This is a genomic window from Reinekea marinisedimentorum (assembly GCF_004341165.1).
Lineage (GTDB): Bacteria > Pseudomonadota > Gammaproteobacteria > Pseudomonadales > Natronospirillaceae > Reinekea > Reinekea marinisedimentorum.
The window spans coordinates 356,666-379,315 of sequence record NZ_SLZR01000002.1 but is presented as its reverse complement, the minus strand read 5'-3'; the positions used below and the strand labels follow the sequence as shown (position 1 = coordinate 379,315).

At 50.9% G+C, this 22,650-nt stretch carries 20 protein-coding genes and 1 riboswitch; of the genes, 10 read left to right on the top strand and 10 right to left on the bottom strand.

Going from position 1 to position 22,650, the window contains the following annotated elements; all coding sequences use genetic code 11:
* Positions 1-50: 50 nt before the first annotated feature.
* From BCF53_RS03965 to BCF53_RS03950, 4 genes are all read right to left on the bottom strand, one after another.
* Positions 51-776: an amino acid ABC transporter ATP-binding protein gene (locus BCF53_RS03965; protein WP_132700131.1), complete on the bottom strand. Its 726-nt coding sequence runs from the start codon at positions 774-776 to the stop codon at positions 51-53.
* A complete protein-coding gene (locus BCF53_RS03960; protein ID WP_132700129.1) occupies positions 773-1,426 on the bottom strand; it encodes an amino acid ABC transporter permease in 654 nt (217 codons plus the stop codon). The genes BCF53_RS03965 and BCF53_RS03960 overlap by 4 nt, the downstream gene beginning before the upstream one ends.
* Positions 1,426-2,091 carry an amino acid ABC transporter permease gene (locus tag BCF53_RS03955; RefSeq protein ID WP_132700127.1) on the bottom strand — a complete coding sequence of 222 codons (666 nt, stop codon included), beginning with the start codon at positions 2,089-2,091 and terminating at the stop codon, positions 1,426-1,428. Before BCF53_RS03955 ends, BCF53_RS03960 begins: the two co-directional genes overlap by 1 nt.
* Positions 2,092-2,239: 148 nt before the next feature.
* Positions 2,240-3,064, bottom strand: coding sequence for a transporter substrate-binding domain-containing protein (locus BCF53_RS03950; RefSeq protein WP_132700125.1), 825 nt, complete (start codon positions 3,062-3,064; stop codon positions 2,240-2,242).
* Between the two features lie 405 nt (positions 3,065-3,469).
* On the opposite strand from BCF53_RS03950, the gene BCF53_RS03945 reads away from it, so the two are divergent.
* Complete coding sequence (locus tag BCF53_RS03945; protein ID WP_132700123.1) at positions 3,470-5,350, top strand: methyl-accepting chemotaxis protein; 1,881 nt, start codon at positions 3,470-3,472, stop codon at positions 5,348-5,350.
* A gap of 50 nt (positions 5,351-5,400) precedes the next feature.
* Here BCF53_RS03945 and BCF53_RS03940 read toward each other — a convergent pair whose 3' ends face one another.
* Genes BCF53_RS03940 through BCF53_RS03930 form a run of 3 tightly spaced genes read right to left on the bottom strand, consistent with a single transcriptional unit; the run spans position 5,401 to position 6,888 of the window.
* Positions 5,401-5,733 (bottom strand): thioredoxin family protein, encoded by a 333-nt coding sequence (locus BCF53_RS03940; RefSeq protein WP_132700110.1) that lies wholly within the window; start codon positions 5,731-5,733, stop codon positions 5,401-5,403.
* Between the two features lie 36 nt (positions 5,734-5,769).
* The gene (locus BCF53_RS03935; protein WP_132700109.1) at positions 5,770-6,519 is read right to left on the bottom strand and encodes an SDR family oxidoreductase; all 750 of its coding nucleotides are present in this window, start codon (positions 6,517-6,519) and stop codon (positions 5,770-5,772) included.
* Between the two features lie 48 nt (positions 6,520-6,567).
* Positions 6,568-6,888 carry a putative signal transducing protein gene (locus BCF53_RS03930; RefSeq protein ID WP_132700107.1) on the bottom strand — a complete coding sequence of 107 codons (321 nt, stop codon included), beginning with the start codon at positions 6,886-6,888 and terminating at the stop codon, positions 6,568-6,570.
* Between the two features lie 154 nt (positions 6,889-7,042).
* A riboswitch (TPP riboswitch) is annotated at positions 7,043-7,163 on the top strand.
* 67 nt (positions 7,164-7,230) lie between these two features.
* On the opposite strand from BCF53_RS03930, the gene thiC reads away from it, so the two are divergent.
* From thiC to thiH, 5 genes are read left to right on the top strand one after another with little or no spacing between them, the layout of a single operon-like run.
* Complete coding sequence (thiC, locus tag BCF53_RS03925) at positions 7,231-9,036, top strand: phosphomethylpyrimidine synthase ThiC (protein ID WP_132700105.1); 1,806 nt, start codon at positions 7,231-7,233, stop codon at positions 9,034-9,036.
* Positions 9,036-10,541 carry a thiamine phosphate synthase gene (gene thiE / locus BCF53_RS03920; protein ID WP_132700103.1) on the top strand — a complete coding sequence of 502 codons (1,506 nt, stop codon included), beginning with the start codon at positions 9,036-9,038 and terminating at the stop codon, positions 10,539-10,541. Before thiC ends, thiE begins: the two co-directional genes overlap by 1 nt.
* The gene (thiS, locus tag BCF53_RS03915) at positions 10,522-10,722 is read left to right on the top strand and encodes a sulfur carrier protein ThiS (RefSeq protein WP_132700101.1); all 201 of its coding nucleotides are present in this window, start codon (positions 10,522-10,524) and stop codon (positions 10,720-10,722) included. The genes thiE and thiS overlap by 20 nt, the downstream gene beginning before the upstream one ends.
* Positions 10,723-10,724: 2 nt before the next feature.
* Positions 10,725-11,495, top strand: coding sequence for a thiazole synthase (locus BCF53_RS03910; RefSeq protein ID WP_207902642.1), 771 nt, complete (start codon positions 10,725-10,727; stop codon positions 11,493-11,495).
* Entirely contained in the window at positions 11,492-12,631 is a 1,140-nt protein-coding gene (gene thiH, locus BCF53_RS03905; protein ID WP_132700097.1) for a 2-iminoacetate synthase ThiH, read from the top strand. Before BCF53_RS03910 ends, thiH begins: the two co-directional genes overlap by 4 nt.
* Here the strand turns inward: thiH and BCF53_RS03900 are convergent.
* Complete coding sequence (locus BCF53_RS03900) at positions 12,626-13,168, bottom strand: helix-turn-helix domain-containing protein (protein WP_132700095.1); 543 nt, start codon at positions 13,166-13,168, stop codon at positions 12,626-12,628. The genes thiH and BCF53_RS03900 overlap by 6 nt on opposite strands.
* A gap of 107 nt (positions 13,169-13,275) precedes the next feature.
* Here BCF53_RS03900 and BCF53_RS03895 point away from each other — a divergent pair, with 107 nt between their 5' ends.
* The 4 genes from BCF53_RS03895 to BCF53_RS03880 all read left to right on the top strand — a co-directional run bounded on the left by BCF53_RS03895 (position 13,276) and on the right by BCF53_RS03880 (position 21,225).
* Positions 13,276-14,424, top strand: coding sequence for a benzoate/H(+) symporter BenE family transporter (locus BCF53_RS03895; protein WP_132700093.1), 1,149 nt, complete (start codon positions 13,276-13,278; stop codon positions 14,422-14,424).
* 245 nt (positions 14,425-14,669) lie between these two features.
* Positions 14,670-16,661: a putative glycoside hydrolase gene (locus tag BCF53_RS03890; RefSeq protein ID WP_132700091.1), complete on the top strand. Its 1,992-nt coding sequence runs from the start codon at positions 14,670-14,672 to the stop codon at positions 16,659-16,661.
* 53 nt (positions 16,662-16,714) lie between these two features.
* Positions 16,715-18,652: a hypothetical protein gene (locus BCF53_RS03885; protein WP_132700089.1), complete on the top strand. Its 1,938-nt coding sequence runs from the start codon at positions 16,715-16,717 to the stop codon at positions 18,650-18,652.
* 149 nt (positions 18,653-18,801) lie between these two features.
* On the top strand, positions 18,802-21,225 hold the full coding sequence (locus BCF53_RS03880) for a hypothetical protein (RefSeq protein ID WP_132700087.1): 2,424 nt from the start codon (positions 18,802-18,804) through the stop codon (positions 21,223-21,225).
* 92 nt (positions 21,226-21,317) lie between these two features.
* Here BCF53_RS03880 and tsaA read toward each other — a convergent pair whose 3' ends face one another.
* The gene (gene tsaA, locus BCF53_RS03875; protein WP_132700085.1) at positions 21,318-21,794 is read right to left on the bottom strand and encodes a tRNA (N6-threonylcarbamoyladenosine(37)-N6)-methyltransferase TrmO; all 477 of its coding nucleotides are present in this window, start codon (positions 21,792-21,794) and stop codon (positions 21,318-21,320) included.
* 126 nt (positions 21,795-21,920) lie between these two features.
* The gene (locus tag BCF53_RS03870) at positions 21,921-22,541 is read right to left on the bottom strand and encodes a YdeI/OmpD-associated family protein (protein WP_132700083.1); all 621 of its coding nucleotides are present in this window, start codon (positions 22,539-22,541) and stop codon (positions 21,921-21,923) included.
* Between the last annotated feature and the right edge of the window lie 109 nt (positions 22,542-22,650).

Below are 22,650 nucleotides of genomic sequence, written 5' to 3'. Positions count from 1 at the left end.
ATTCGGGGGTTATTCCAGTGACCCAATTTCAAAGCGGTTCACTTCGTTATTTACGATAAAACCTTACTCAAAAACTTACGTGTGGTTTCTTTCTGCGGGTTGTTGATTACCTGATCCGGCGTGCCCATCTCTTCAATAACACCCTGGTTAAAGAAGGCGACGTTATCAGACACGTCTCGCGCAAAGGCGATTTCATGGGTGACACAAATCATGGTCATGCCATCTTCGCGCAGCATGCGCAGGGTATCGAGCACTTCGCCCACCAGTTCCGGATCGAGTGCGGATGTGATTTCATCGAACAGCATGTAGTCGGGCTTCATGGCCAGTGCACGGGCAATGGCCAGGCGTTGCTGCTGACCGCCAGACATCTTGGTTGGGTACATATCGAACTTATCACCCAGCCCTACATGAATCAGCTCTTTCTCTGCAATGCTGAGCGCTTCATCTTTGCTCAGTCCCTTCACAATGCGCGGTGCCAGTGCGGCGTTTTCCAGCACAGTCAGGTGCGGAAATGAGTTCCACTGCTGGAATACCATGCCCAGCTTTTGGCGCAGTTTATCCTGATTGGTGCTCGGGTTATGCACATCGATATCATCAACAATAATCTTACCGCTCTGAATCGTTTCAATGGCATTGATGCAATACAGCAGGGTCGATTTGCCACTGCCGGAGCCACCAATAATGCTCAGAACTTCGCCCTTGTTGACATCCAGGCTGATGCCCTTTAACACCTCTAAATCGCCGAACGATTTGCGTACGTTTTGAATGCTGATCATACCGCCATCTTCCTCTCTACATACTTACCATACAAAGACAGTGGGTAAGAAATTATGAAATAAAATACGCCGACGCCGATGAGAATTTCCAGCGGCTGTTGTGTGCGTGAAATCAGTTGTTCGGAGGTGCGCAGCAATTCCATATAGCCGATCACCGAAACCAGCGCAGAATCTTTAATTACACTCAGCGCCACACCCAGCCAGGAAGGAAAGATTGCCCGTAGGCTGATTGGGAACTGCACATAGCGTACCGCCTGCCAGTAGGTCATACCCAGCGAGCGGGCAGCGGTAATCATCGAGCCGTGAACGCTGTCGAAACCGCCACGGAATACCTCGGCCATAAAGGCCATCGTGTACAACGACAGCACGATAGAGCCGGCTACGAATGGGTCGAGCGGATGGCCCATCGCACCAATGTAAGTGGTGAACAGAATCAGCTGAATAATCAGCGGTACACTGCGCAGAATATCGAGTACCGCACCCAATGCGGTGTTTGCTGCCTTGTTTGCTTCAGAGCGGATAAAGCCAACGACTAAACCCAGCAGGGTACCGGCAATAATCGCCACCAGAGAAATGGTGATGGTGTTCATCACGCCGGTCAGAATAAAACCGGAATCGTTCCAGGAGAGTGGTGTAAAAAATGAACCCATCAGATCTCTCCTTTAAACAGTTTTTTCGAGGCCAGGCCGGCGCTGAACAGCACCAGCTTGGTAATGAGGTAGTACAAACAGGCGGCCACGATAAAGTATTCCAGCGTGCGGAATGAAAGCGACTGCAGGCGCTGGGTTTCACCGGAAAGCTCGTTCATGCCCACCAGAATACCGAGTGAACTCATTAGAATCGACCAGACAAATTGGTTGGTCATCGGGTGATAAATACGCCGGAACATCTGCGGCAGAATTACATAGCGGTATACCTGAAAGCTGTTCATGCCGAGTGATTTGGAGGCATGGTATTGCGTGGCCGGTATCGATTGGAAGCCGCCACGGAAGGTTTCCACCAGGTAGCCGGTATTGACAAATACCAGAGCAGAAAGCACGGCAATATAGGGGCTTAAATGGATGCCCAGAGCACCCAGGCCAAAGTAGGCCATATATATCTGGAACAGCGCCGGCGTGTTGCGGGCAATTTCCACCCAGGTGGTGGCCAGATAAGAAAAGGGCTTAATGTTGTTCATCTTCACGATGGCCAGAAGCACCGCGAGAACAATGCCAATAAGCATGGAGAGTACAGAAACATGCAGGGTAACAAACGCGCCCATGAGCATTTCGGGCATGTGTTGAAACACCGTGTTCCAGTGAAATTCGTAATTCATAGCAAACCTTGTTTGAAAGCGGTTCATTTAGCGGTGAGACGTAAGACGTGAGACGTAAAACGTGAGACGTAAGACAATGGCATTAGCCTTAACACACCGAGCAAATGAAAAGAGCCACTGATTAACAGTGGCTCGGCTGCTTCGGGAATTATTTATTGTCGCGCAGAGACTGGATCAAATCAGCCGGTACGTCAGAACCGAAGTGCTTGTTGTAATGATCGTTCATTTTACCATCGCGGATCTGGTGAACCAGGAACAGGTTCAGGTAGTTGATCCACGCCACTTCGTCACGCTTGGCAATTAAGCCCACAACGTCATCGTAGTTAGGTACGTAAGGGCCGGCCACATAGCCTTTGAACTCGTTGGTTTGCAGCTTGGTGGCAATGTTGGTGTTGGTAGAGATGATGGCGTCTACCTTGCCCTGATAGAGGCCCAGGTAGGCGTCGTTTTCAGATTTGAACGAGGTGTAGTTGCTCTTACCCCAGCCCATTTTCTCGGCGTAGGCCAGGTATTCGGTTTCGTAGGTGGTGCCCAATGCCGCGCCGACCTTAACGTTTTTCAGATCATCGAATGTGCTGACCGCTACGCCGGGCTTGGTGAATACCTGGAATTTGAATACGAAGTACGGATAGGTGAAGCCGACAGATTTAGCGCGCTCCAGGGTATCGGAGGTGGAGCCAACCACGACATCGGTTTTACCGGAGATCAGTGAAGGAATACGGTCGCCCCAGGTCAGGTTGATCACGTTGGATTTCACACCCATCACTTCGGCCAGATCGTTACAGTAGTCAACGTCGAAACCGGCTGGCTGGTTGTTTGAATCGAAGTACCCCATTGGCGGGAAATCCAAAACAACCCCGCAATTCAGGGTGCCGCGCTTAATGACGGTATCCAGCTGGTCTGCCTGAACCAACGAAGAGGAGAGTGCTGTTACTGTTGCCGCCGCAATGGCTAAATTTCGTAGTAGTTTCATATTTTGACGCTCTGTGTGGTTTCTTTTTTGATAGTTAGACTGCGTTTGAGCTGTGTTCGATTTTTTAAAAACTTGTATTTGAGCCAGTTATTGAAATACGTTGGGCGCTACATTTCCAGTGCTGGCGGGAAAAAACACGGTTAATTTCATGGAAGATGAGCCGCTTTGCGTCAATTTTCCAGAATATAGGCTCCTTTAATGGAGTGCCCCCTGTCAATTTTCTGATGTTTACCTGCCTTTCATGCGGCACGTGGGTCTACGATCTTGATCCTAATCAATCGCACTGAATTTAGCCTAATTAATAAGCCATATCGGCCGATAATTTATCTGTATTGCCCAGCAGCTATGTGCTGCTGAGTTCACAGTATGACAGAGAATTGAGATACCAGTCGGTACGGAGTAAAAATGAACAAATTCAGAACGCAAATACTAGGCACGTTGAGCTTGTTGATAGCCTTGACGGTATTTTTGTTGATAGGCCTTAGTTATAGCGCCTTCCGTCAGGAAAGTATCACTCTGAATACTGAGATACTGCAGGCCAAAAACGACACAGTTAAGAATGAAATTAACAGGCAGATTGACGTATACCATGGCATGCTTGCGGGATTAAATGTCACTCGTGCTGATCTTCAAAACGGCAAACTGGCGGCCCAGGCCTACAGCCAGCTAGAGTTGCTGTTTAATCAGTTTGGTAAGGTTGCCAATGGAACCTTCCTGTTCAGCAAGGATGGAGATATATGGGGTCGCAATGGAGATCCCCTGGATATTAATGTAAAGGCAGCCAGCCGTGATTATTATCAGGGTGTTTTTCAGCAGAATCAGTCTTTCTACATGTCCGCGCCTTATGTTTCCAGTACCTCGGGTAAGAAGGTGGTGGGTATGGCTTACCGCCTGAATAATGACTTGGCGGTTCTGGCAACTATTAATCTTGATGCATTGTTGGGCTCAATTTATCACCGTGACGATATGTTCTTTTTTACTTCCGATGGCACCATTTTGTTTTCGCCATACCCGGAGCTTTTGGATAAAAATATCTTTCAACTCAGGCCCCACTATAAGAATTTCAGTCTGGCCAAACCCCACATTAGTTATCAGGCCGATGTCGATGGCCAGGCTGTTGCTTTTACCGCATTCTGGAGCAATATAGACGCAAATAACTGGCAGTTTGTGACCTTTTTCCGTAATAAAAGTATTAATCAAAATGCCAATGCTCAATTGATTTCATCAATACTCATTGCCGGGATCAGCCTACTGATTGTTACTGGTATTCTTTGGCTGGTTATTCAGCGTCTGATTTTAACCCCGGTGGGGGGCGCACCTGCGGAAATCGCCAGCCCGATGGAAAAAATGGCTCAGGGTGACCTGGCCCAAAACCTTACCAAAACCGGCAAAGAAACCGGTATTTACGCCTCACTTATTAACTTGTCTGAACAGCTCTCCAAACTTATTAAAGGCTCATTAGGAATATCGGAAAGCGTTAGTGCCGCCTCGTTGGAGTTAAGTACCGTTATGGGTGAAACCCTGAGGAATGCGCAGGATGAGCTGGAACAGGTGGAATTGATCTCTACTGCATTGAATGAGCTTGCCAGCACCTCAATGGAAGTCAGTGACAAAGCATCAATGGCTGAAACTGAAACCAAGCGAGCACAGGAAAACGTTGCCAACGGTAAAAAAACACTTGATCAGAATCGTCAACTGACCGCAGAAATTGACAGCTCCATCGCGGACAGTGCCAAAATAGTAGAGCAGCTGCAGCAATATTCCGTTGAAATCGGCTCGGTGACAGAGGTGATTAATAATATTTCTGAGCAGACCAATCTGTTGGCGCTGAATGCGGCGATTGAAGCTGCACGGGCTGGTGAACATGGCCGCGGTTTTGCGGTGGTTGCTGATGAAGTCCGTAGCCTGGCGTCTAAAACGCAAGCATCGACTATTAGTATTCAGGAGAATATTGAAAAGCTTCAGTCTCAATCGACTAAGGCTAACCAGAATATGCTGCGTAATGTAGAGTTGATTCAGGAGTCAGTGAAACTGGCTGATAGCGTTGATGCCTCATTTGAGGATATCTCCGCTGCTGTAGAATCTATTTCAGAGCTGAATTCGATGGTGGCCACTGCAGCGCAAGAGCAACACAGCGTGATTGAAGATGTATCCAAAAATACCACGCATGCTTATGATCTGGTGCAGCAAAATGTCGCCGCCGCCAACCAGACCATGCAAGCCGCCAATGAGCTGTCTCAACTGGCAGAAACGCAAAAGTCAGAGCTGGAGTACTTTCGGGTTTAGGTTATTGCGTAATAGAAGGAAGCTGTCGCTTCCTTCTTGTTTGTTGGTGTTTAATGCACCGCCAGCGACGAAAATACCTTACTTACCGCATCGGCATTCATCGGCCGAACCTCACGGGCTATTTCTTCGCCGTCTTTCAGTAAAACCAGGGTTGGCCAGAGTTTGATCTTAAACGCACGCCCCAGCGGCTTGCCTTCACCGTCAAATACCTTCAGGTGGGTTAAGCCTGCTTGCTTATTGAGTACTTCTTCAATGGCCGGCTGAGCCTTTTGACAAATAGGGCACCAGGGTGCGCCGAATTCAATAACCGTTAACCCTTTTGACTCGCGCACATCGCCCAACAGTGGTTCTTCTTTAAGGTAATCTGTTTTGAAGTTGGTCATTGTTTTATCCGGTTTGTCTTTATTAGCATTATTTAATTATAAGCCACCGCTGGTGTCTATGAAGGTTCCTGTAACAAATGAGGAATTTTCACTGGCCAGCCAGTATATGGCTTCGGCAATCTCTGAAGGTTGCCCGCCCCGTTGTAGCGGGATTCGCTCTTTCAGCCGGTCTACCCGGCCCGGCTCTCCACCGGATGCATGCATGTCGGTATAGATTAAGCCTGGGCGAACACCGTTCACGCGGATGCCTTCAGCGGCGACTTCTTTTGCAAGGCCGATGGTCAGCGAATCCATTGCGCCTTTAGAGGTAGCATAGTCGATGTATTCGTTTGGTGAGCCGGTTTTCGACGCCATGGATGACACGTTAACGATGCAGCCGCCAGAGCTCATGCGCTGTACAGCCTGCTGGCAACACAGAAAGCAGCTGATAACATTGGTTTCGAAGATGCGCCTGAAGCGTGATTCGGTAATTTCACTAAAGCGGCATTGGGTTTCCAGAATGCCGGCATTGTTAACTAGTACATCCAACCGGCCGAACTGAGCATCGATGCTTGCAAACATGGCCTGAACTTCTGCGGCGATGGAAACATCTGCCTGCATGAGTACACACAGGCCTCCGGCATCTGTAATTTCAGCCTGTACCCGTTCAGCCGCTGCAGTGTTGCTTAAATAATTGAGGCAAACGGCATAGTCGTTTTCAGCAAATAGCTTCGCGCAGGCGGCTCCGATGCCGCGACTGGCGCCGGTAATGAGCGTTACTTTTTGGTGTTCTGTGTTTGCAGGCATTGTGTTTTCAACTCTGAAAAAGTGGGTGGCAGCTTAGTTGCTTTACGGTTAAGCAATCAGTAGCAGCGTAACGATAACACCCAGTACAAAACCGATAACACCGGGTAAAAGTAGTGGGTAGCCGGGCGCGCTGATTTGGTTGGTTGCGTCCGGTTCAGGCTGGCTGGCATCCCAATGATCGACAATTTCTTTGGCGGCATCATAATCAGCTTCATCGACCATCACTCGCACAATGCCAATGGCCTGTAAATCACCGACGCCACCCTGCAGATATTCGCCATCAATTCTGGCGCTTAGGTGTGATTGTTCCAGCAGGTTTAGAATTAAATGAGCCTCAATGGAGTTGGCGGCTTCGTAAATTAGTTTCATATGTTTTCCAATATTCAGACCAATAGCTATGACCGCATTAAGCCCGTTGCGGTTCCGTTAGCGGCGTTTTTTGGCGCAGTCTTTACCTTTGGCTTGTCATCATAGCGCCTGAAAAAAACGGTTGCATAAAAAATAGCCTTCCATTAATTTAAAAAAAGACTTGTCGGAGTGCTCGTAAGAGCTGAGATCGCACCGTTCACCTTTTTGTGAACACAGCGGGATCCGTGGAACCTGATCAGGCTAGAACCTGCGAAGGAAACAAGAAACGCATCTAAAGCATTTTTGTATCCACTCAACTCACATTGTGAGGCTCCGTGTTTGTAATTTTTATTGGAGCTTCTCATGTCTCAAGATATTTCATCGCTTTACAAACACGACGCTTTTCCAAACTCGAAGCGTGTTTACTTACCCAGCCAGCAACTGAATATTCCGGTTGCCATGCGCGAAATTACACTCGACGATACGCTTTCCGGTAACCCGGAAAACCCCGAGCGTACGCCGAATGAACCGGTGCTGGTTTACGATACCGCAGGCCCGTTTGGTGACCCGGAGGCTCAGGTCGATTTAACCAAAGGCCTTGCCGAGCTGCGCAAGGCATGGATTGAACGGCGTGGCGATACCGTGGAACTCACCCAGAGCGAATCGGTTTACCGCAGCCAGATCAACAACGCCATCAGTTCTGAAATTCAGCGCTTTCAGGTGAAGGGGTCGTTCCGCAAAGCCAAGCCCGGTGCTAATGTGACCCAGCTGCATTACGCGCGTAACGGCATCGTCACTCCCGAAATGGATTACGTCGCCCGGCGTGAAAATCTGGTGCGCAGCTTAACCTCTAAGCTTGCACAAATTACCCCGGAATTCGTACGCGATGAAATCGCTGCCGGCCGTGCTGTGTTGCCTTGTAATATTAATCACCCGGAAACGGAGCCGATGATCATTGGCCGTAACTTTCTGGTGAAGGTGAATGCCAACATCGGCAACTCGGCGCTGGAATCTTCCATCGAAAAAGAAGTCGAAAAACTCGTTTGGGCCACTAAGTGGGGTGCCGATACGGTGATGGATTTATCCACCGGTAAGCACATTCATGAAACCCGCGAATGGGTCATTCGCAATTCGCCGGTGCCGATCGGTACGGTGCCCATCTATCAGGCGCTGGAAAAAGTCGATGGCATTGCCGAAAACCTCACCTGGGAAGTTTTTCGCGATACCCTGATTGAACAGGCCGAGCAGGGTGTGGATTACTTCACCATTCACGCCGGCGTTCTGCTGCGCTATGTTCCACTCACTGCCCAGCGCCTCACCGGCATTGTTTCGCGCGGGGGCTCCATTATGGCCAAGTGGTGCCTGGCGCATCATCAGGAAAATTTTCTTTATACCCACTTTGAAGACATCTGCGAAATTATGAAGCAGTACGATGTCGCCTTCTCGTTGGGTGATGGTCTGCGCCCCGGCTCGATTGCCGATGCCAACGACGAAGCGCAACTGGCCGAGCTAAAAACACTGGGCGAGCTTACCAAAATAGCCTGGCAGCATGATGTGCAAACCATCATCGAAGGCCCCGGCCATGTGCCGATGCACAAGATCAAAGAAAACATGGACCTGCAACTGGAGCTGTGCCACGAAGCGCCGTTCTATACGCTTGGCCCGCTGACCACCGACATTGCTCCCGGGTTCGACCACTTCACCTCCGGCATAGGTGCGGCGCAGATCGCCTGGTACGGCACTGCCATGCTCTGCTATGTCACGCCAAAGGAGCACCTGGGGCTGCCCAACAAGGAAGACGTGAAGCAGGGGTTGATCACCTACAAGATTGCTGCTCACGCCGCTGACCTTGCCAAGCAACACCCCAGCGCGCACCTGCGAGACGATGCCATGAGTAAGGCGCGCTTTGAATTCCGTTGGGAGGATCAGTTCAACCTGGCGCTGGACCCAAACACCGCGCGCAGCATGCACGATGAAACCCTGCCCAAGGCGGCGCACAAGAACGCCCACTTCTGCTCGATGTGCGGGCCTAAGTTCTGCTCGATGAAAATCTCTCAGGAAGTGCGCGATTTACACCCGGAGCAAATCAACAAAGGCATGGCGGAGCAATCGCAGCGTTTTAAACAGGAGGGCTCCGAGCTGTACAAGCCTGAGTTCAGCGAAGCCTGATGAACAACGAAACGGTGATCTGGACAATCGGCGGGCTTGACCCGAGCAACGGTGCGGGCATCAGCCGGGATCTGGCAGTGTTTCAAAACCTGCAGCAACGTGGTTACAGCCTGTGTACAGCCGTGACCGCCCAAAATCATATGGGTGTGAGCTGCGTACAGCCGGTTAAGGCGGATGTTTTAAACCAGCAGTTTCAGGCGCTTTTGGAATTGAGCAGCCCGTCGGTGATCAAGATTTCGATGATCGCAGACGACGCTCAGGCAACGGTGATTGCGCACTGGCTGGAAAAACTTCGTCAGCAAAACCCGCAGCTGTTTGTCGTTTACGACCCGGTGCTCAGTGCGAGTGCCGGTGGTCAGTTGAGTACACTTAGCGGGGATGCGATTGCGGCGTTATGTGCTAACTGCGATTTACTGTGCCCTAACTACCACGAAGCACAAGCTTTGACAGAAAGCCAGAAGGGCGGTGTTGAGCTGATTCATGAATTGAATCAGAAGCTGGATGCGCGCGCGGTTGTGCTCAAGGGTGGCCACAGTGGCTGCGAAGCGGTGGAAGATTTGCTTTGGCAACACAACAGGGCCGGAACCTTCAGTGTGAAGGCCAGCCGCCTGGCGGTGAGTAAAACGCACGGCACCGGCTGCACCTTCGCCGCTGCGCTGAGTGTTTTTGTTGCGCAGAATTTTGAACTGGAAGATGCCCTCTATTTGGCCAAGTGCTATGTCTTTGAGGCGCTGCAGCAGGCTGAAAATAACGTGCGCAGCGCTGGCAACGGGCCCTGGCATACGCTTGGCTTACCCGGTTGGCCGAAGCACCGTCAGCTGGACTTTGCTTTTTCTGAACAGGCGGGTTTGCCGGCTGAACTTGCTGCGCCGTTTCCGTCGATAGACCGGGAAAAGTTCAGGTTTTATCCGGTACTGGATTCCATCGACTGGGTCCGCTGGGCGTTAGGGCAGGGCGTAAAAACGGTACAGCTGCGGCTGAAAGATGCCAGCGATGAACAGCAGTTGCGCCAGCACATTCGAACCGCCGTAAAACTGGGCAGGCGGTATGACGCTCAGGTGTTTATTAACGATTACTGGGCACTGGCGATTGAAGAGGGCGCCTACGGCGTGCATCTGGGTCAGGAAGATCTGGCCAGTGCAGACCTGAACGCCATAGCGGCTGCCGGCTTGCGGCTGGGCCTTTCTACGCACAGCATTGTTGAAATTGAACGCGCCTGTCGGGTGCAGCCGAGCTACATCGCGCTGGGGCACATCTTCCCGACCCAAACCAAGGATATGCCCAGCCAGCCGCAGGGTTTAACCAAGCTGGGCTTTTATCAGCAATGGCTGGCTGATCGTTTTCCAACGGTCGCCATCGGCGGTATTTCATTACAGCGGGCGAAACCGGTTTTAGCGCAGGGCGTCAGCAGTATTGCTGTGGTCACGGCACTGACTAAAGCCAGCAAACCGGGCGAGGCATTGCAGCAATTTAACGGAGTGGTGAATGAACATTTTAGTCAATGATGTCAGTAAAGAGCTGCCGGAAAACGCCAGCTTGCAGCAGGCCATGGCCTTGCTCGCTCTGCAAACCGAAGGTGCGGCTGTGGCGGTAAACCGTGAAATTATTCACCCGCAGGGTTGGGCTGAATTTATCTTAAATGAAAACGATGAACTGGTTGTGTTCAAATTGGTTGCAGGAGGTTAACGGTGAAGATTGCTGACCGCGAATTTCATTCCCGCTTGCTGTTGGGAACCGGTAAGTTTGCCTCCGGAGAACTGATGGTGGCATCGGTAAAAGCCAGTGGCACCGAACTGGTGACACTCGCCATGCGCCGCATTAATCCCAATGAAAAAACCGACCCGGTGCTCACACCATTGCAGCAGGCCGGTGTGCAACTGCTGCCCAATACCAGCGGTGCACGGGATGCTGAAGACGCCATCTTTGCCGCCAAACTGGCGCGTGCCGCCACGGGAACAAACTGGATAAAATTGGAAATCCACCCCGACCCGCGCTACCTGATGCCCGACCCGATAGAAACCCTGAAGGCCACCGAAGCACTGGTAAAACTGGGTTTTGTGGTGATGCCCTACATGCATGCCGATCCGGTTTTGGCCAAGCGTCTGGAAGAGGCCGGCAGCGCCGTGGTGATGCCACTGGCCGCGCCCATTGGCAGCAATAACGGCTTACGCACCCGCGATTTTATTGAAATGATTATCGAGCAGGCCAACGTACCGGTGGTGGTCGATGCCGGCATCGGTAAGCCTTCCGATGCCATGCAGGCGATGGAAATGGGCGTCGATTTTGTACTGGTCAATACCGCCATTGCCAGCGCACACAACCCGGTGCAAATGGCGGCCTGTTTTCAAGAGGCGGTGGTTACCGGCCGGCGGGCATTCGAGGCTGGCCTGGGTGTGCAGAGTTTCGGTGCGGCGGTGGCCTCCAGCCCGCTCACCAGTTTTTTGGGTGCCAGCGCATGATTCAACAACCATCGTTCAGCCACGACTGGTCGCAACAACGCTGGGATAGCCTCGGGCAACGGATTGACCAGGCCACGCCGGTTGCGGTGGAACAGACACTGCATAAAAGCCGGTTAAGCATTGACGATTTTGCCGCGCTGATTTCACCCCATGCCCGTCATTATCTGGAACCGATGGCGGCCAGAGCGCAACAGATGACACGCCAGCGTTTTGGCCACGTAATTCAAAGTTATGCACCGCTCTATTTGAGTAACGTCTGCTCCAACTGGTGCAGCTATTGCGGCTTCAGTATTCACAATAAGCTGCGGCGTAAAACACTCAGCCGCGACGAAATTATGGCCGAGGCGAAGGCGTTAAAACAGCGCGGGTTTGATCATGTTTTGCTGGTCACTGGCGAGGCGGAAAAGACGGTCGGTATCGATTACATCGAGCAGGCCGTAAAAATATTGAAGCCGCTGTTCAGCCAGATTTCTGTTGAGGTTCAACCACTGGAAACCGATGAGTACCGGCGCTTGCGCAATGCCGGCGTGGAAGGGCTCAGCCTGTATCAGGAAACCTACAACCCGCACAGCTATGCAGAACACCACCGCAAAGGCAAAAAGCAGGATATGAACTATCGGCTGAATGCGCAGGAGCGCGCCGGTGATGCCGATTTTCTGAAAATTAATCTGGGTATTTTAATTGGCCTGAGCGACTGGCGGCAGGATAGCCTGGCCTGTGCCCTGCACCTGCGGCACCTGCAGAAAAAATACTGGAAGGCGCGCTTTGGTATGAGCTTTCCGCGGCTGCGCCCCTGTGCCGGTGAGCTTGCAAACCCGCTGCACATTAACGACCGTGAGTTTCTGCAGCTGATTCTCGCCTGGCGGCTGTTCGATGCCGAGCTCGATTTAAGCCTGAGCACGCGTGAATCACCGGAGTTCCGCAATGGCATCAGCCATCTGGGCATCACCAGTATGAGTGCAGAATCCATCACCCAGCCGGGCGGTTATGCCGAAGGCGTTGCCGAGCAGTTAGAGCAATTTGAAATCAGTGACGAGCGCAAGCTGGATGAAATTAAATCGGCACTGGCGCAGCAGGGACTGATGCTGATTGCGACCGATACCCATCACTTTGCAGAGCCTGAGCGCAAATCATAATTTGGGGTAGCAAACAATATCCTGAAACACGCAGGTCTCACTGACCGCTTCATAGCCGTGTGGCTGGTCGGCAAAAAAGCGTACGCTTTCGCCGGCCGTTAGCGGCTGCCACTGATCATCAAACCGTACCTGCAGTTCACCGTGGAGCACATGAATCATTTCCACAACGCCCGGGCTGTGGGCCGACGAAAGCTGCCGGTGATGGCCGGTGAGGGTGATCTCAAACATTTCTATGCCGGTATCGGCCTGAAACGGAAACAGAGTGGTCACCTTCATCTGCTCATCGGCCGGGAAGGCGCGTGCGCTGTTCCGCAAGGCGGGCTCATCCGCAAAAAAGGCCGAGAATGAGGTTTCCAGGCCGCTGGCAATCTTCCACAGCGTGGCAATGGTCGGGCTCGATTCCTGCCGCTCTATCTGGCCGAGCATGGCCTTGGAGACGCCGGTCAGTTCGGCGGCTGCACTCAGGCTCAGGCCCTTTTGTTTGCGTATGGCTTTCAGGTGGTTCGCCGTTTGCGCCTTAAAGTCTGGTTCGCTCATGGTTTGTTCCGTTTTATGGTTGTGCGCTATAGCGCACAGTGCTAATCTGCGATTGTGCGTTATAGCGTACAGAGTTTTGCCCGCATCAGCCAACCGGAGTTTAATCCATGAGAGCCTTATTTCAGCCCAGCCACATTGCCGCTGGCTTTTCTGCCGTACTGGTGGGTTACACCGCCTCGGTGGTCATCGTTATTCAGGCGGCAACAGCGGCCGGTGCCAGCCCTGAAATACTGGAAAGCTGGTTGTTGACGCTGGGGCTGCTGATGGGCGTCACCTCGATTGGCTTCAGCTGGTTTTACCGGCGGCCCATCTTTACCGCCTGGTCGACACCGGGCGCAGCCATGCTCATTGCTGCCGCTGGCAATTACCCACTACCGGTGCTCACCGGCAGCTTCATCGCCTGCGGCCTGTTTATTGTGATTACCGGGCTGGTGAAGCCGCTGACCAAGGCTCTGGAGCGAATACCACCGCAACTGGGCACGGCCATGCTTGGCGCTATTTTGCTGCCCTTCTGTGTGAAGGCGTTTCAGCCGGTGACCAGTGTGCCGCAGTTCTTCCTGCCCATGCTCATCGGTTTTTTACTGGTAAAACAGATTTTGCCGCGCTATGCCATGCTGGCGCTGCTGCTCATCGCCGTGGCGTGTGCGTTGTTCAGTGGTAGCTTTACCGCCGAGTCTTTTACCTTTGCGATTGCCACGCCGCAGTGGGTGACGCCACAGCTGAGCATCAGCTCGATCATCAACATCACACTGCCGCTTTACCTTATTACCATGCTCTCGCAGAACCTGCCGGGCATTACCATGATCAGCACGCACGGTTACAAGGTGCCGGTGAAATCTGTGTTGGTGGGTACCGGGTTGGGTAATGCCCTGCTTGCCCCCTTTGGTGGCTTCAGTGCCAACCTGGCTGCTATATCTGCCGCCATTTGTTTGAATGAATCGGTCGACCCGGATAAAAACCAACGTTACCGGGCTGCGGTTTGGGGCGGCGTTTTTTATCTGGTGGCCGGCGTGTTTGCCACCTCGGTGGTGGCGCTGTTTTTATCGCTGCCGCAAAGCATCAGCCAAATGCTGGCAGGCTTTGCACTGCTCGGCACGCTGCTGATGTGCCTGCAGAACGCCTTTTCCGAAGCGCGCTCGCGCGAGCCCGCCCTGTTTACTTTTTTGATTACGCTTTCCGGCGTTTCTGTCTTGGGGATTAGTTCAACCGTGTGGGGGCTGCTGGCGGGTTTGGTGTTGTTAAGGCTGAGGAAGTGAGATGAGGCTGTTTAGCCGTGTATTGGGCCTGGCAGTATGCTTTGTCAGGCACATCAAGGTGACTAAAGCCAAAAATTGACAACCAGTCAGCAACATTCTTTCCGTTAAGTCATTATCGTAGGGCGCATGGATTTTTTGAATTAATTTACTAAACAGCATCTGATGTGTGTGGCCTGTCAACTGCGCTGGTTGCCTCAGCAAGATTCGGTCAAAAAAGTAAACGCTCCATTTTGACAGGAAGAATAATGAACAAAGGTAAATGTTGTGCGGCCCTTGCTGCGTTCATACTTGCAGGCTGTAGTGGTTCAAATTTTAGTGATACAAACTACAAAACAACGTCTAATGAATCAAAGGGTTACCAGAGTGAAGCCTGGTTGGTATTCAGCGCCGATGCCTGTGACAGTCGCGATCAAGCGGCCTATATCAATAATGGCGAAGAAGTCAGCACGCTAAGCTCGGAGTATTTCAGTTGCACGCTGTATAACTATGGCACTGAATATATTTATAGCTTTGAGTGGGGCGGTGACGACTTTGATCGCGACGGTGAAAATGACACACTGAGCTTTGACATTAAAGTCGAAGCTTTTGATGGCTCTAGCTTTAGCTACAGTGAGACGGCGGGCGAGTCTTCGGTTGACGCATTGGGCAATGAAGCTGCCCTTGATTATACGGTCTACGACAACGGCACCAGCGATGACGATTCAGATGTCAGTGGCTATTGGGATATCGCAGATGACGGTATCGATGGCATTGCTGAGGGTCAGAGCCTTCGTTTTACTGTTGAAAACATTGTCGTATCTGCCAGCGATTACAGCGCAGAGTTTAATGGATTCGACTTTATCAATGTCATGGAGACGAATGGCGGCAACACACACACCCATATCCGTGGTTTCGGCACTGGGCTGAATTCCGGTTCGTTCAGTACAGCCACAAACAGCTACAGCTTTGATGCCACCGATGAATTTATCATTACCGGTGCTGGTGACTACTACGAAAGCCGCGTTTGGAGTATCACTGACATTCAGTTTTCTTTCTCGATCTCAAACCCTAATTTAACGTCTGCCTACGATGACTATGACTACTCGATTCATAAGACCGGCCCGGATATGACAGACGTCTACCCGGAAGAAGAGAGTGATCGCCAGGCAATGTTCCCGGAATTTTCCTGGGATACCGTGCCCCGCTGGTTAGCAGTGCGTAACGCAGGTGCCTATACCGATGAGCAAATAGATACCATCGCCGGTCACTACCAGCTAGTGATGTTGGAGAAGGCGAATAAGGCTGGTTTCGACACCGTCGACGAAGGTATCAAAGATACTGCGGCACGGCTAAAGGCTGAAAACCCGGATATTAAAACTATTTTCTATTGGAACACGGTGATTCATTACACCGGTTACAGCAATGATGCTGAATACGAAGCCAACGCCAATGATTGGAGCGTACTGAACGACGATGGCAGCATCTATATGTTCAAGGACCTTTACTATACCTATAACGCCAGCATTGAAGCGCTGCGCGATTGGTGGATAGAGCTGCCGATCGAAATGGCCAACGATGACAATATCGACGGTGTCTTTATTGACAAAATGCCGGATGCTGCTCTCGATGAGATTTTTATCGATGGCGAACCGGCAACCGACTACGTCAACATGATCAACATGCTTTGGGAAGGCATTCCAGACGACAAAATGTTGATGGGCAATGATTTGCGTAACGAACGCAATAACGCTAGCCGCGCTATGATGGAAATTCTCGACGGTTCCTATCTGGAACGCTGGCATATGCCTAACACTAGTTTTGATACACCGTCACAAAATACTGCCGATGCCATTGCGGTTTCAATCACGCTGATGCGTGAAGCTGCTGCACAGGGCAAGTTTATCAACTTCCAAACCAGTCCAGAGAACTTCACCGACGATGAAATGCCGGACAGTTATGAAGACCGGGCTGCCTTTATGGAAGAGCATGTCGACTTTCCGCTCGCCGTTTACCTGATTGCCGCCGAAGAAGGTGTGTTCTTTAGCTATCAAGATGGTGTGAACGCTGCCGACGAAGACAGCGTCTGGGACACCAGTTATATGGATGTATTCAACCGCTCACTTGGCGAACCTTTAGGTGCACCGGTACGAGACGGCTACATCTACACCCGCTCATTTGAATATGTGGACGTCTGGGTCGATTTGGAAACGTTCGAAGCAGAACTGACCTGGTACGACGAGCCACAAAGCGCGAACTAATACACCAACAGAACTGAATTAAAACTGTTTATCCACTGCAGGAACCTAGCTAAATGAACATCAACCGTCTGACATTTGTGGCGCTGCTGTGTAGTGCTCTGGCAATCTCTGGCTGCGATTCCAACTCATTAACAACGATAGATTCAAGTAGCGATAGTCGCAGCACTGAATATGGTTACGAGAGCACCGCCTGGTTTAACCTAAGCGCCGATGCCTGCACCGACCGCGATGACGCCGTTGTTATCGATACCCTCGACAGCGAAGCTGATTTGTCTTCCAGCGAATTCAGCTGTACGCAATATAACTACGGTACCGAGATTGTTTACAGCTTTGAATGGACTGGCGATGACTTCGATAAAGATGGTGCCGACGATACTTTAAGTTTTGATCTAAAGGTCGAAGCCTTCGATGGCACTACCTATAGTTACAGCGAAACCGAAGGCGAATCTTCGGTCACTGAACTTGGTACAGCTGCAAACCTTTACTACATCGTTGACGATTACGGCACCAGTGATGACGATTCCGATGATGTTGGTTACTGGGATATCGAAGGTGCCAATGACAATGATGGTATTGATATAGGTCAGAGCCTGCGCTTCAGCATTGAGAACATGGCCGTTTCGGCGACAGGCTACAGTGCAGATTTTGATGGCTTTAGCGCCATCTCTGTTTTGGAAACCTTAGCGGGGAAAGAGCACCTAAACATCATCGGTTTTGGCACCGGTTTAGATTCTAATAGCTTCAGTACTACACCGGGTGAATACGAATTTGATGCCATGGAAGAGCTGGTGGTGACCAGTGCGGGCGACTACTACGACTGGCAAATCTGGAGTATTTTCGACATCGAGTTTTCTTTCTCGATCTCAAATCCTGAACTGGAGGTTGAACCGGATTGGCTAGCTGGCTCCTGGGGTGTTGCCCACATCGTTGACGGTGGTTACAAACTCGATGCGGAAGCCGATACATCAGATTACGTTGCCGGTGCTCAGCAGATTGTTGATAACCTGCCTGAAGTAGGGCATGTCATTACCTTCTTCACGCATCCAGCGCATCCGCATCTCTTTACGTTGCGTGAGCATCCATACATCGACGTGGCAAATGATATTCATGAGAACATGGTGCCGACTTTAGAGAATGAACAAATCATTCTCGATGTCATCGATGTATTCCGAGAAGCCGACAAAAAAGTCATCCTGTACCTCAATGCTGCCGGGCCAAATAGCAATTTATATAATGAAACGCTGGAAGAAATTGGCGACGCCTGGGTGACTTACTACACCGACGAATGGGATGGCGATGAAGGCGCGGCCTGGCGTGAGTTGGTGAGAGGGTATGCCGAACGGTTCGATGGTTTAGTCGATGGTTATTGGTTTGATAACGCCGCCGAAACCCCTGGCGGTCATGAAGCTTTTATCCAGGTATTTCGTGATATCGATCCGGATCTGCGTCTGTGCCTGAACACGAACAAGCAATACCATACCGACGAAAACGGCGATTATATTTACGTCGGCTCCGATGGCATCGATGACGATGACGATAGCGACTACAAGATCATCAAGTATGTACCAACAAACGAATACGACGACTATAACTGCGGCCATATCACTCCACTGGGCCAAGGCGCACCGCCAAATTCATTTGCCTATGAGGAGTTCACCATCCCGGCGATGGTCGAAGAACCAACGGCCACTTACGATGGTAGAAAATACGCGCTCAAACACGGCTGGTTTCCGATTCGTACAACCTGGCATGGAGAGAACAGTGACTTAGTTTTCGAAACCGAACAGGCCTATCGTTTTACCCGCACCATCACCGATGCTGGTGCTGCCATGACCTGGTCGAACACGAATCTAAACGGTTATATGAGCGATGATGAAATGCTCATCATGCAGGAAATCAACGACCGCATGGCGCAAGAGCCGATGGAAAGTTACGAAGCTTATGAGCGACCAGAGGGTGCGTGCTTAATCGGCGAAGACGATTGTGAATAACTAATTTACTGACCAGGGCGGTGCAAAGCTGTGTCGCCAAAATCATAAAAAGTATGAAAATCTTAGCCTGTGATAAACAGGCAAGTTAGAGACAACAGACAAAGGGCTCTATTCAAATGTTTTTACCGAGCATAAAAAATGGGCTGGTCATGCTACTGGCCACAAGCTTATTCCTTACCGGATGCAATTCATCGGCATTAAGCAGCAATGAAGATTCGGACGGCACTAGTGATGAGCGAACCAGCTATAGCCGCCTTTATGGCTACCTTTATTGGGAGTATGGCTTGCCAATAAGTGATGGCGGACGCCGGCCGGATAGTTGGATCACCGATGAAATGGTCGATAACCCAGACCTCATTATTCAGACGGGTTATTACAACCTTCGCTTTGCCGCTGACGAACTGGCGCTGACAGGGTTTGACGCCTCCGAAGGCAGTGATTACCTATCTGCACTACATGAAGACGTTAGCGAATTTACGGCCGCAGATCTGCACATCGAGATCGACGCCAATGGCGTGACCTACACCGCTCAGTATGCAGAGGTTGAAGACAGTGATTCCGGTGATTTTCAAATGGGCCTGATTGAGCAGGGCCAATACGTGCAGCGATTCGACCATACCGGCTTAGTCTTTGAAGATGCCGATGGCAACGAACTCGATTTAAGCGCAGACGACCATTACTTTGAAATTACTGCCTGGCCTGACCAAGTTGTTTTTACTCTGGATTTGACAAATTTCGAAGACGTTAGCCGCAGCCAAATTACGATTACTTCGCCCGACGGCGTTATTCATGAGGCTGAAGCGGACACTAACAAAGTTAACCTGGCGATTGCGCCAGCCAGCGATGAAACATTGCCAGAACTCGACCCGGAGCTGTATGTCACTGAAGCCTATAACGTCAGTGACGACAGTGACTTCGACGATGTTAGCTTCGATGCCGATCAGCATGCGTTCTTCTTTGACTTACCTGCATGGACTGTTTCGTACGGCAGTGGCGTCGATAATACCTACAAAGAATTGCAGTTTGAGCTGACCAATCCGACCGACGAAGAAATGAATATTCCGGTGGTTTTCAACCTGAATAAATTTTCGAACATTACCGGTACAGTGATGACGTTGGTCGAAGAAGATGGCCGCCCAAGTGGCTACGCCGTGCAGGTTTCTAAAAATTGGCACGGCACTTCAGGAACGCGTAATCATGTTGGTTCCTGGCATACCGGTTCGGCAATGATCCCAGTTGAGGCGAACAGTTCGCGTACGCTTAAGTTGCGGGTTATCTATGGTTATTGGGATAGCGTTGGCACCGCCTCTCATTCACATCTGTCACTGATTGGTTACTCCGATAAAGCCTGGCAATGGGACGAATCCGCGATAGGCTCCTGGGGTGAATCGATGACCTTTTCGCCAGTGAGCTGCATAGGCTCCGCCTTTATGGATGATATTCGCCCAAGCTTTACCACGCCTAAAAACGGAACCTCGACTGACCATGGTTGGACAGAGAATGTTGGTGGTGGCGAGTACATGGTGTATTTCGATGAAAACGGGGATTTCCGCTGGCCGAAAAAGCTAAAAACGGCCTATCAGTGGATTGGCCCGAACATGACGCAAATCTATTACAGCGGCTATAGCGATGATGACGCCATTCGCTTTACCTATGGCTCTCATTTAGTGCGTTCAAATGATTACCATCGCCGCTTCCAGCAATACAACTACGAAGTGTTAGAGAATATTGAGCCGACACGGTTTGTGTACTATCAAATGGCGGCAGATTACTACATGTCTGCTGTGTTCGATGACTATTACCGTGGCGATGCCAATGGTGTGATGGAATCGCATATTGGCGAAGAGCAGGGTGGCAATGAGTATCTTGCTTCCTACGCATTTAATGACAGCTGGCTGGCTATTGCAGACTTAAGCGGCACAAGTGATACAGCAAGATCCTACCGTGGGTTAATTTGGCGCAATTCTCAGGTTAATGGTGAAGACGCTGAGCTCTACATGCATAACTATGGTCGTACCTGGGGTTCAGACACCATTCTGTTTGGCTTTGGCAGTGACTCGACAACGCCAACCCTGACGGCAGGCACCGAAATCAGCGGTGTAATTGAATACGTCATGCCTGCTCAGTCGGCCTCAGAATACTGGGGTTCAGATACAGCGTTTAGCGAACGCCTGGCAACTTACACAACACCGTGGAATGCCGTTCATGATGAATATGCCTATAACGATATGACGGTAACCGCGACAAACGCCACCGTTGAAAATTCCTACCCGATTATTGTTGAGCCACTTACCGAACCTGTTGATGTGCAATTAACGATTCCGGCCAGCAAAGGTATTGGCCATATTCCAATTGTTTTGAGCAGTGCGACTGCAGGCCAGGCGCTGTATGCACAGATTTATAATGATGGTGAATGGATTAGCGCAGTCGAAAACGATGACGTGTTTGAAAGCCACGCTTACTATCAGGGCTACTTTAATGCCGACGGCACAATGGATTATGTGTTTAATATTATACGCCCGGCGAACATGGCTTTTGATGAGTTGATGCTGGTGAGAATATACTCTCAGTAATATTTGAACTTAAACAGGCTATAAGCCTTACGCAGCGTTTGTGTAGCTGCGCATGGCTAAACAGCCTACGACATTCAAACCACGCCCGGATGCTACCCAAACCGTGCATCCGAGCGTCTGTTCGCCACATCCTCACTGCTGCCGGTCATCCAGCCGGAGCGGGCCTGTTCAACGCGATCAAACTTTTCAATATAGGGTTTAATATCCAATACCGGTGTGCCATTGAGTACGTCGATGCCGTTCAGGTAAACGCGGTTGCCCTCTACCCTGGCAAGCTCGACGACCGATAAGCCAATGTGGTTGGGCCGGGCGGGTGAGCGGGTGGCAAATACGCCGCGCGTTTGGGTATCCATAAAGGGGACGACTTCCAGTTCGGTGCGTTTGGCCGCATGAAAGCGATAGATAAGATACAGGTGGCTGAAGCCTTCCAGGTCTTTCAGGCCGGTGGCGTATTGCGGGTGGACGACGATGCAGCCGGTGACCTGCGCTGCGCCTTTGGGCTGAATGGGCATGTCTTCAATAGACTGAAAGGGCGTTTCAATAATACCAATCGGTTCTATGGCCTGCATGGGCTGGCTTCCTTCCTGTGTCGTGGACTAAAAAGTGTATCAGGAATGCCTATTATTCGGCTGACGGAATTTGGTAAACGTTTGAGCTTAAGCACTCATGCACAACGCATATAACAGATGTGGCTATCAGCGCTCCAGCGCGCCCTTGCCCGCCCGTATTTTCGGGCGGAACTTTTCGATCCGTGCGATTCGGGTTTCTGGTTTTTTGGCGGCGTTTAAATTGATGGCGTAGCTTTTCTGCCGGCCAGGGGTGAGCCTGTGAAAGGCTTCAGCAAGTTCAGGGTCTGCATCCAATGCGTCTGTTAACTCTTCGGGCAGTTCAATGCTGCCGATGGTTTTTTCAGGCTTTAAACCCGCTTCTGCATAACGCATGGCCTCTTTCAGGTATTCAACAAGGATGCCGTGCATCTGTTCAACCTGAGTATTTTCAGTAAAGCGGATCATGTCGGCGTGTTGAGTATTTGGGCCTTTTTTCTGCAGCATGTTTTCAGGGTCTTTCATCAGGGCGGCATTAAAAAAGCTCAGGCGGAAGTCGCTGCGAAACGCGCCGATAATGACGATGTTGCGCCCGGCATGCATATAGCATGGGTGAGCCCACTTTAAGGTTTCGGTGAGCCCTGCCTTTATGCATAGGGCACGCAGTTGTCTTAGGCCGGGTAACCATTGGCGGGTAGAGCAGTCATCTGTGTTAAAGCGATCGCATCGGCCGCAGCCTTTTGTAAAGTAGTCCTGGATATCGGTGATCATCGCGTGAGTTCTGTTGAGTCTGTGCAACTCAGTTTGGCCCATTTTAGTCCGTTTGCCATGAATTCGATGGGGCTCGCAGAGTCCGCAGCAAAAAAAGCCCGCAAAAGCG

Excerpts from the sequence above, each read along its gene's own strand:
- BCF53_RS03880 (WP_132700087.1), top strand. The coding sequence starts at position 18,802 with ATGCTACTGGCCACAAGCTTATTCCTTACCGGATGCAATTCATCGGCA.
- thiS (WP_132700101.1), top strand. The coding sequence starts at position 10,522 with ATGAACATTTTAGTCAATGATGTCAGTAAAGAGCTGCCGGAAAACGCC.
- BCF53_RS03870 (WP_132700083.1), bottom strand. The coding sequence starts at position 22,541 with ATGATCACCGATATCCAGGACTACTTTACAAAAGGCTGCGGCCGATGC.
- BCF53_RS03960 (WP_132700129.1), bottom strand. The coding sequence starts at position 1,426 with ATGGGTTCATTTTTTACACCACTCTCCTGGAACGATTCCGGTTTTATT.
- thiC (WP_132700105.1), top strand. The coding sequence starts at position 7,231 with ATGTCTCAAGATATTTCATCGCTTTACAAACACGACGCTTTTCCAAAC.
- BCF53_RS03945 (WP_132700123.1), top strand. The coding sequence starts at position 3,470 with ATGAACAAATTCAGAACGCAAATACTAGGCACGTTGAGCTTGTTGATA.
- BCF53_RS03965 (WP_132700131.1), bottom strand. The coding sequence starts at position 776 with ATGATCAGCATTCAAAACGTACGCAAATCGTTCGGCGATTTAGAGGTG.
- BCF53_RS03885 (WP_132700089.1), top strand. The coding sequence starts at position 16,715 with ATGAACATCAACCGTCTGACATTTGTGGCGCTGCTGTGTAGTGCTCTG.
- BCF53_RS03955 (WP_132700127.1), bottom strand. The coding sequence starts at position 2,091 with ATGAATTACGAATTTCACTGGAACACGGTGTTTCAACACATGCCCGAA.
- BCF53_RS03890 (WP_132700091.1), top strand. The coding sequence starts at position 14,670 with ATGAACAAAGGTAAATGTTGTGCGGCCCTTGCTGCGTTCATACTTGCA.
- thiE (WP_132700103.1), top strand. The coding sequence starts at position 9,036 with ATGAACAACGAAACGGTGATCTGGACAATCGGCGGGCTTGACCCGAGC.
- BCF53_RS03940 (WP_132700110.1), bottom strand. The coding sequence starts at position 5,733 with ATGACCAACTTCAAAACAGATTACCTTAAAGAAGAACCACTGTTGGGC.
- thiH (WP_132700097.1), top strand. The coding sequence starts at position 11,492 with ATGATTCAACAACCATCGTTCAGCCACGACTGGTCGCAACAACGCTGG.
- BCF53_RS03895 (WP_132700093.1), top strand. The coding sequence starts at position 13,276 with ATGAGAGCCTTATTTCAGCCCAGCCACATTGCCGCTGGCTTTTCTGCC.
- tsaA (WP_132700085.1), bottom strand. The coding sequence starts at position 21,794 with ATGCAGGCCATAGAACCGATTGGTATTATTGAAACGCCCTTTCAGTCT.
- BCF53_RS03930 (WP_132700107.1), bottom strand. The coding sequence starts at position 6,888 with ATGAAACTAATTTACGAAGCCGCCAACTCCATTGAGGCTCATTTAATT.
- BCF53_RS03950 (WP_132700125.1), bottom strand. The coding sequence starts at position 3,064 with ATGAAACTACTACGAAATTTAGCCATTGCGGCGGCAACAGTAACAGCA.
- BCF53_RS03900 (WP_132700095.1), bottom strand. The coding sequence starts at position 13,168 with ATGAGCGAACCAGACTTTAAGGCGCAAACGGCGAACCACCTGAAAGCC.
- BCF53_RS03935 (WP_132700109.1), bottom strand. The coding sequence starts at position 6,519 with ATGCCTGCAAACACAGAACACCAAAAAGTAACGCTCATTACCGGCGCC.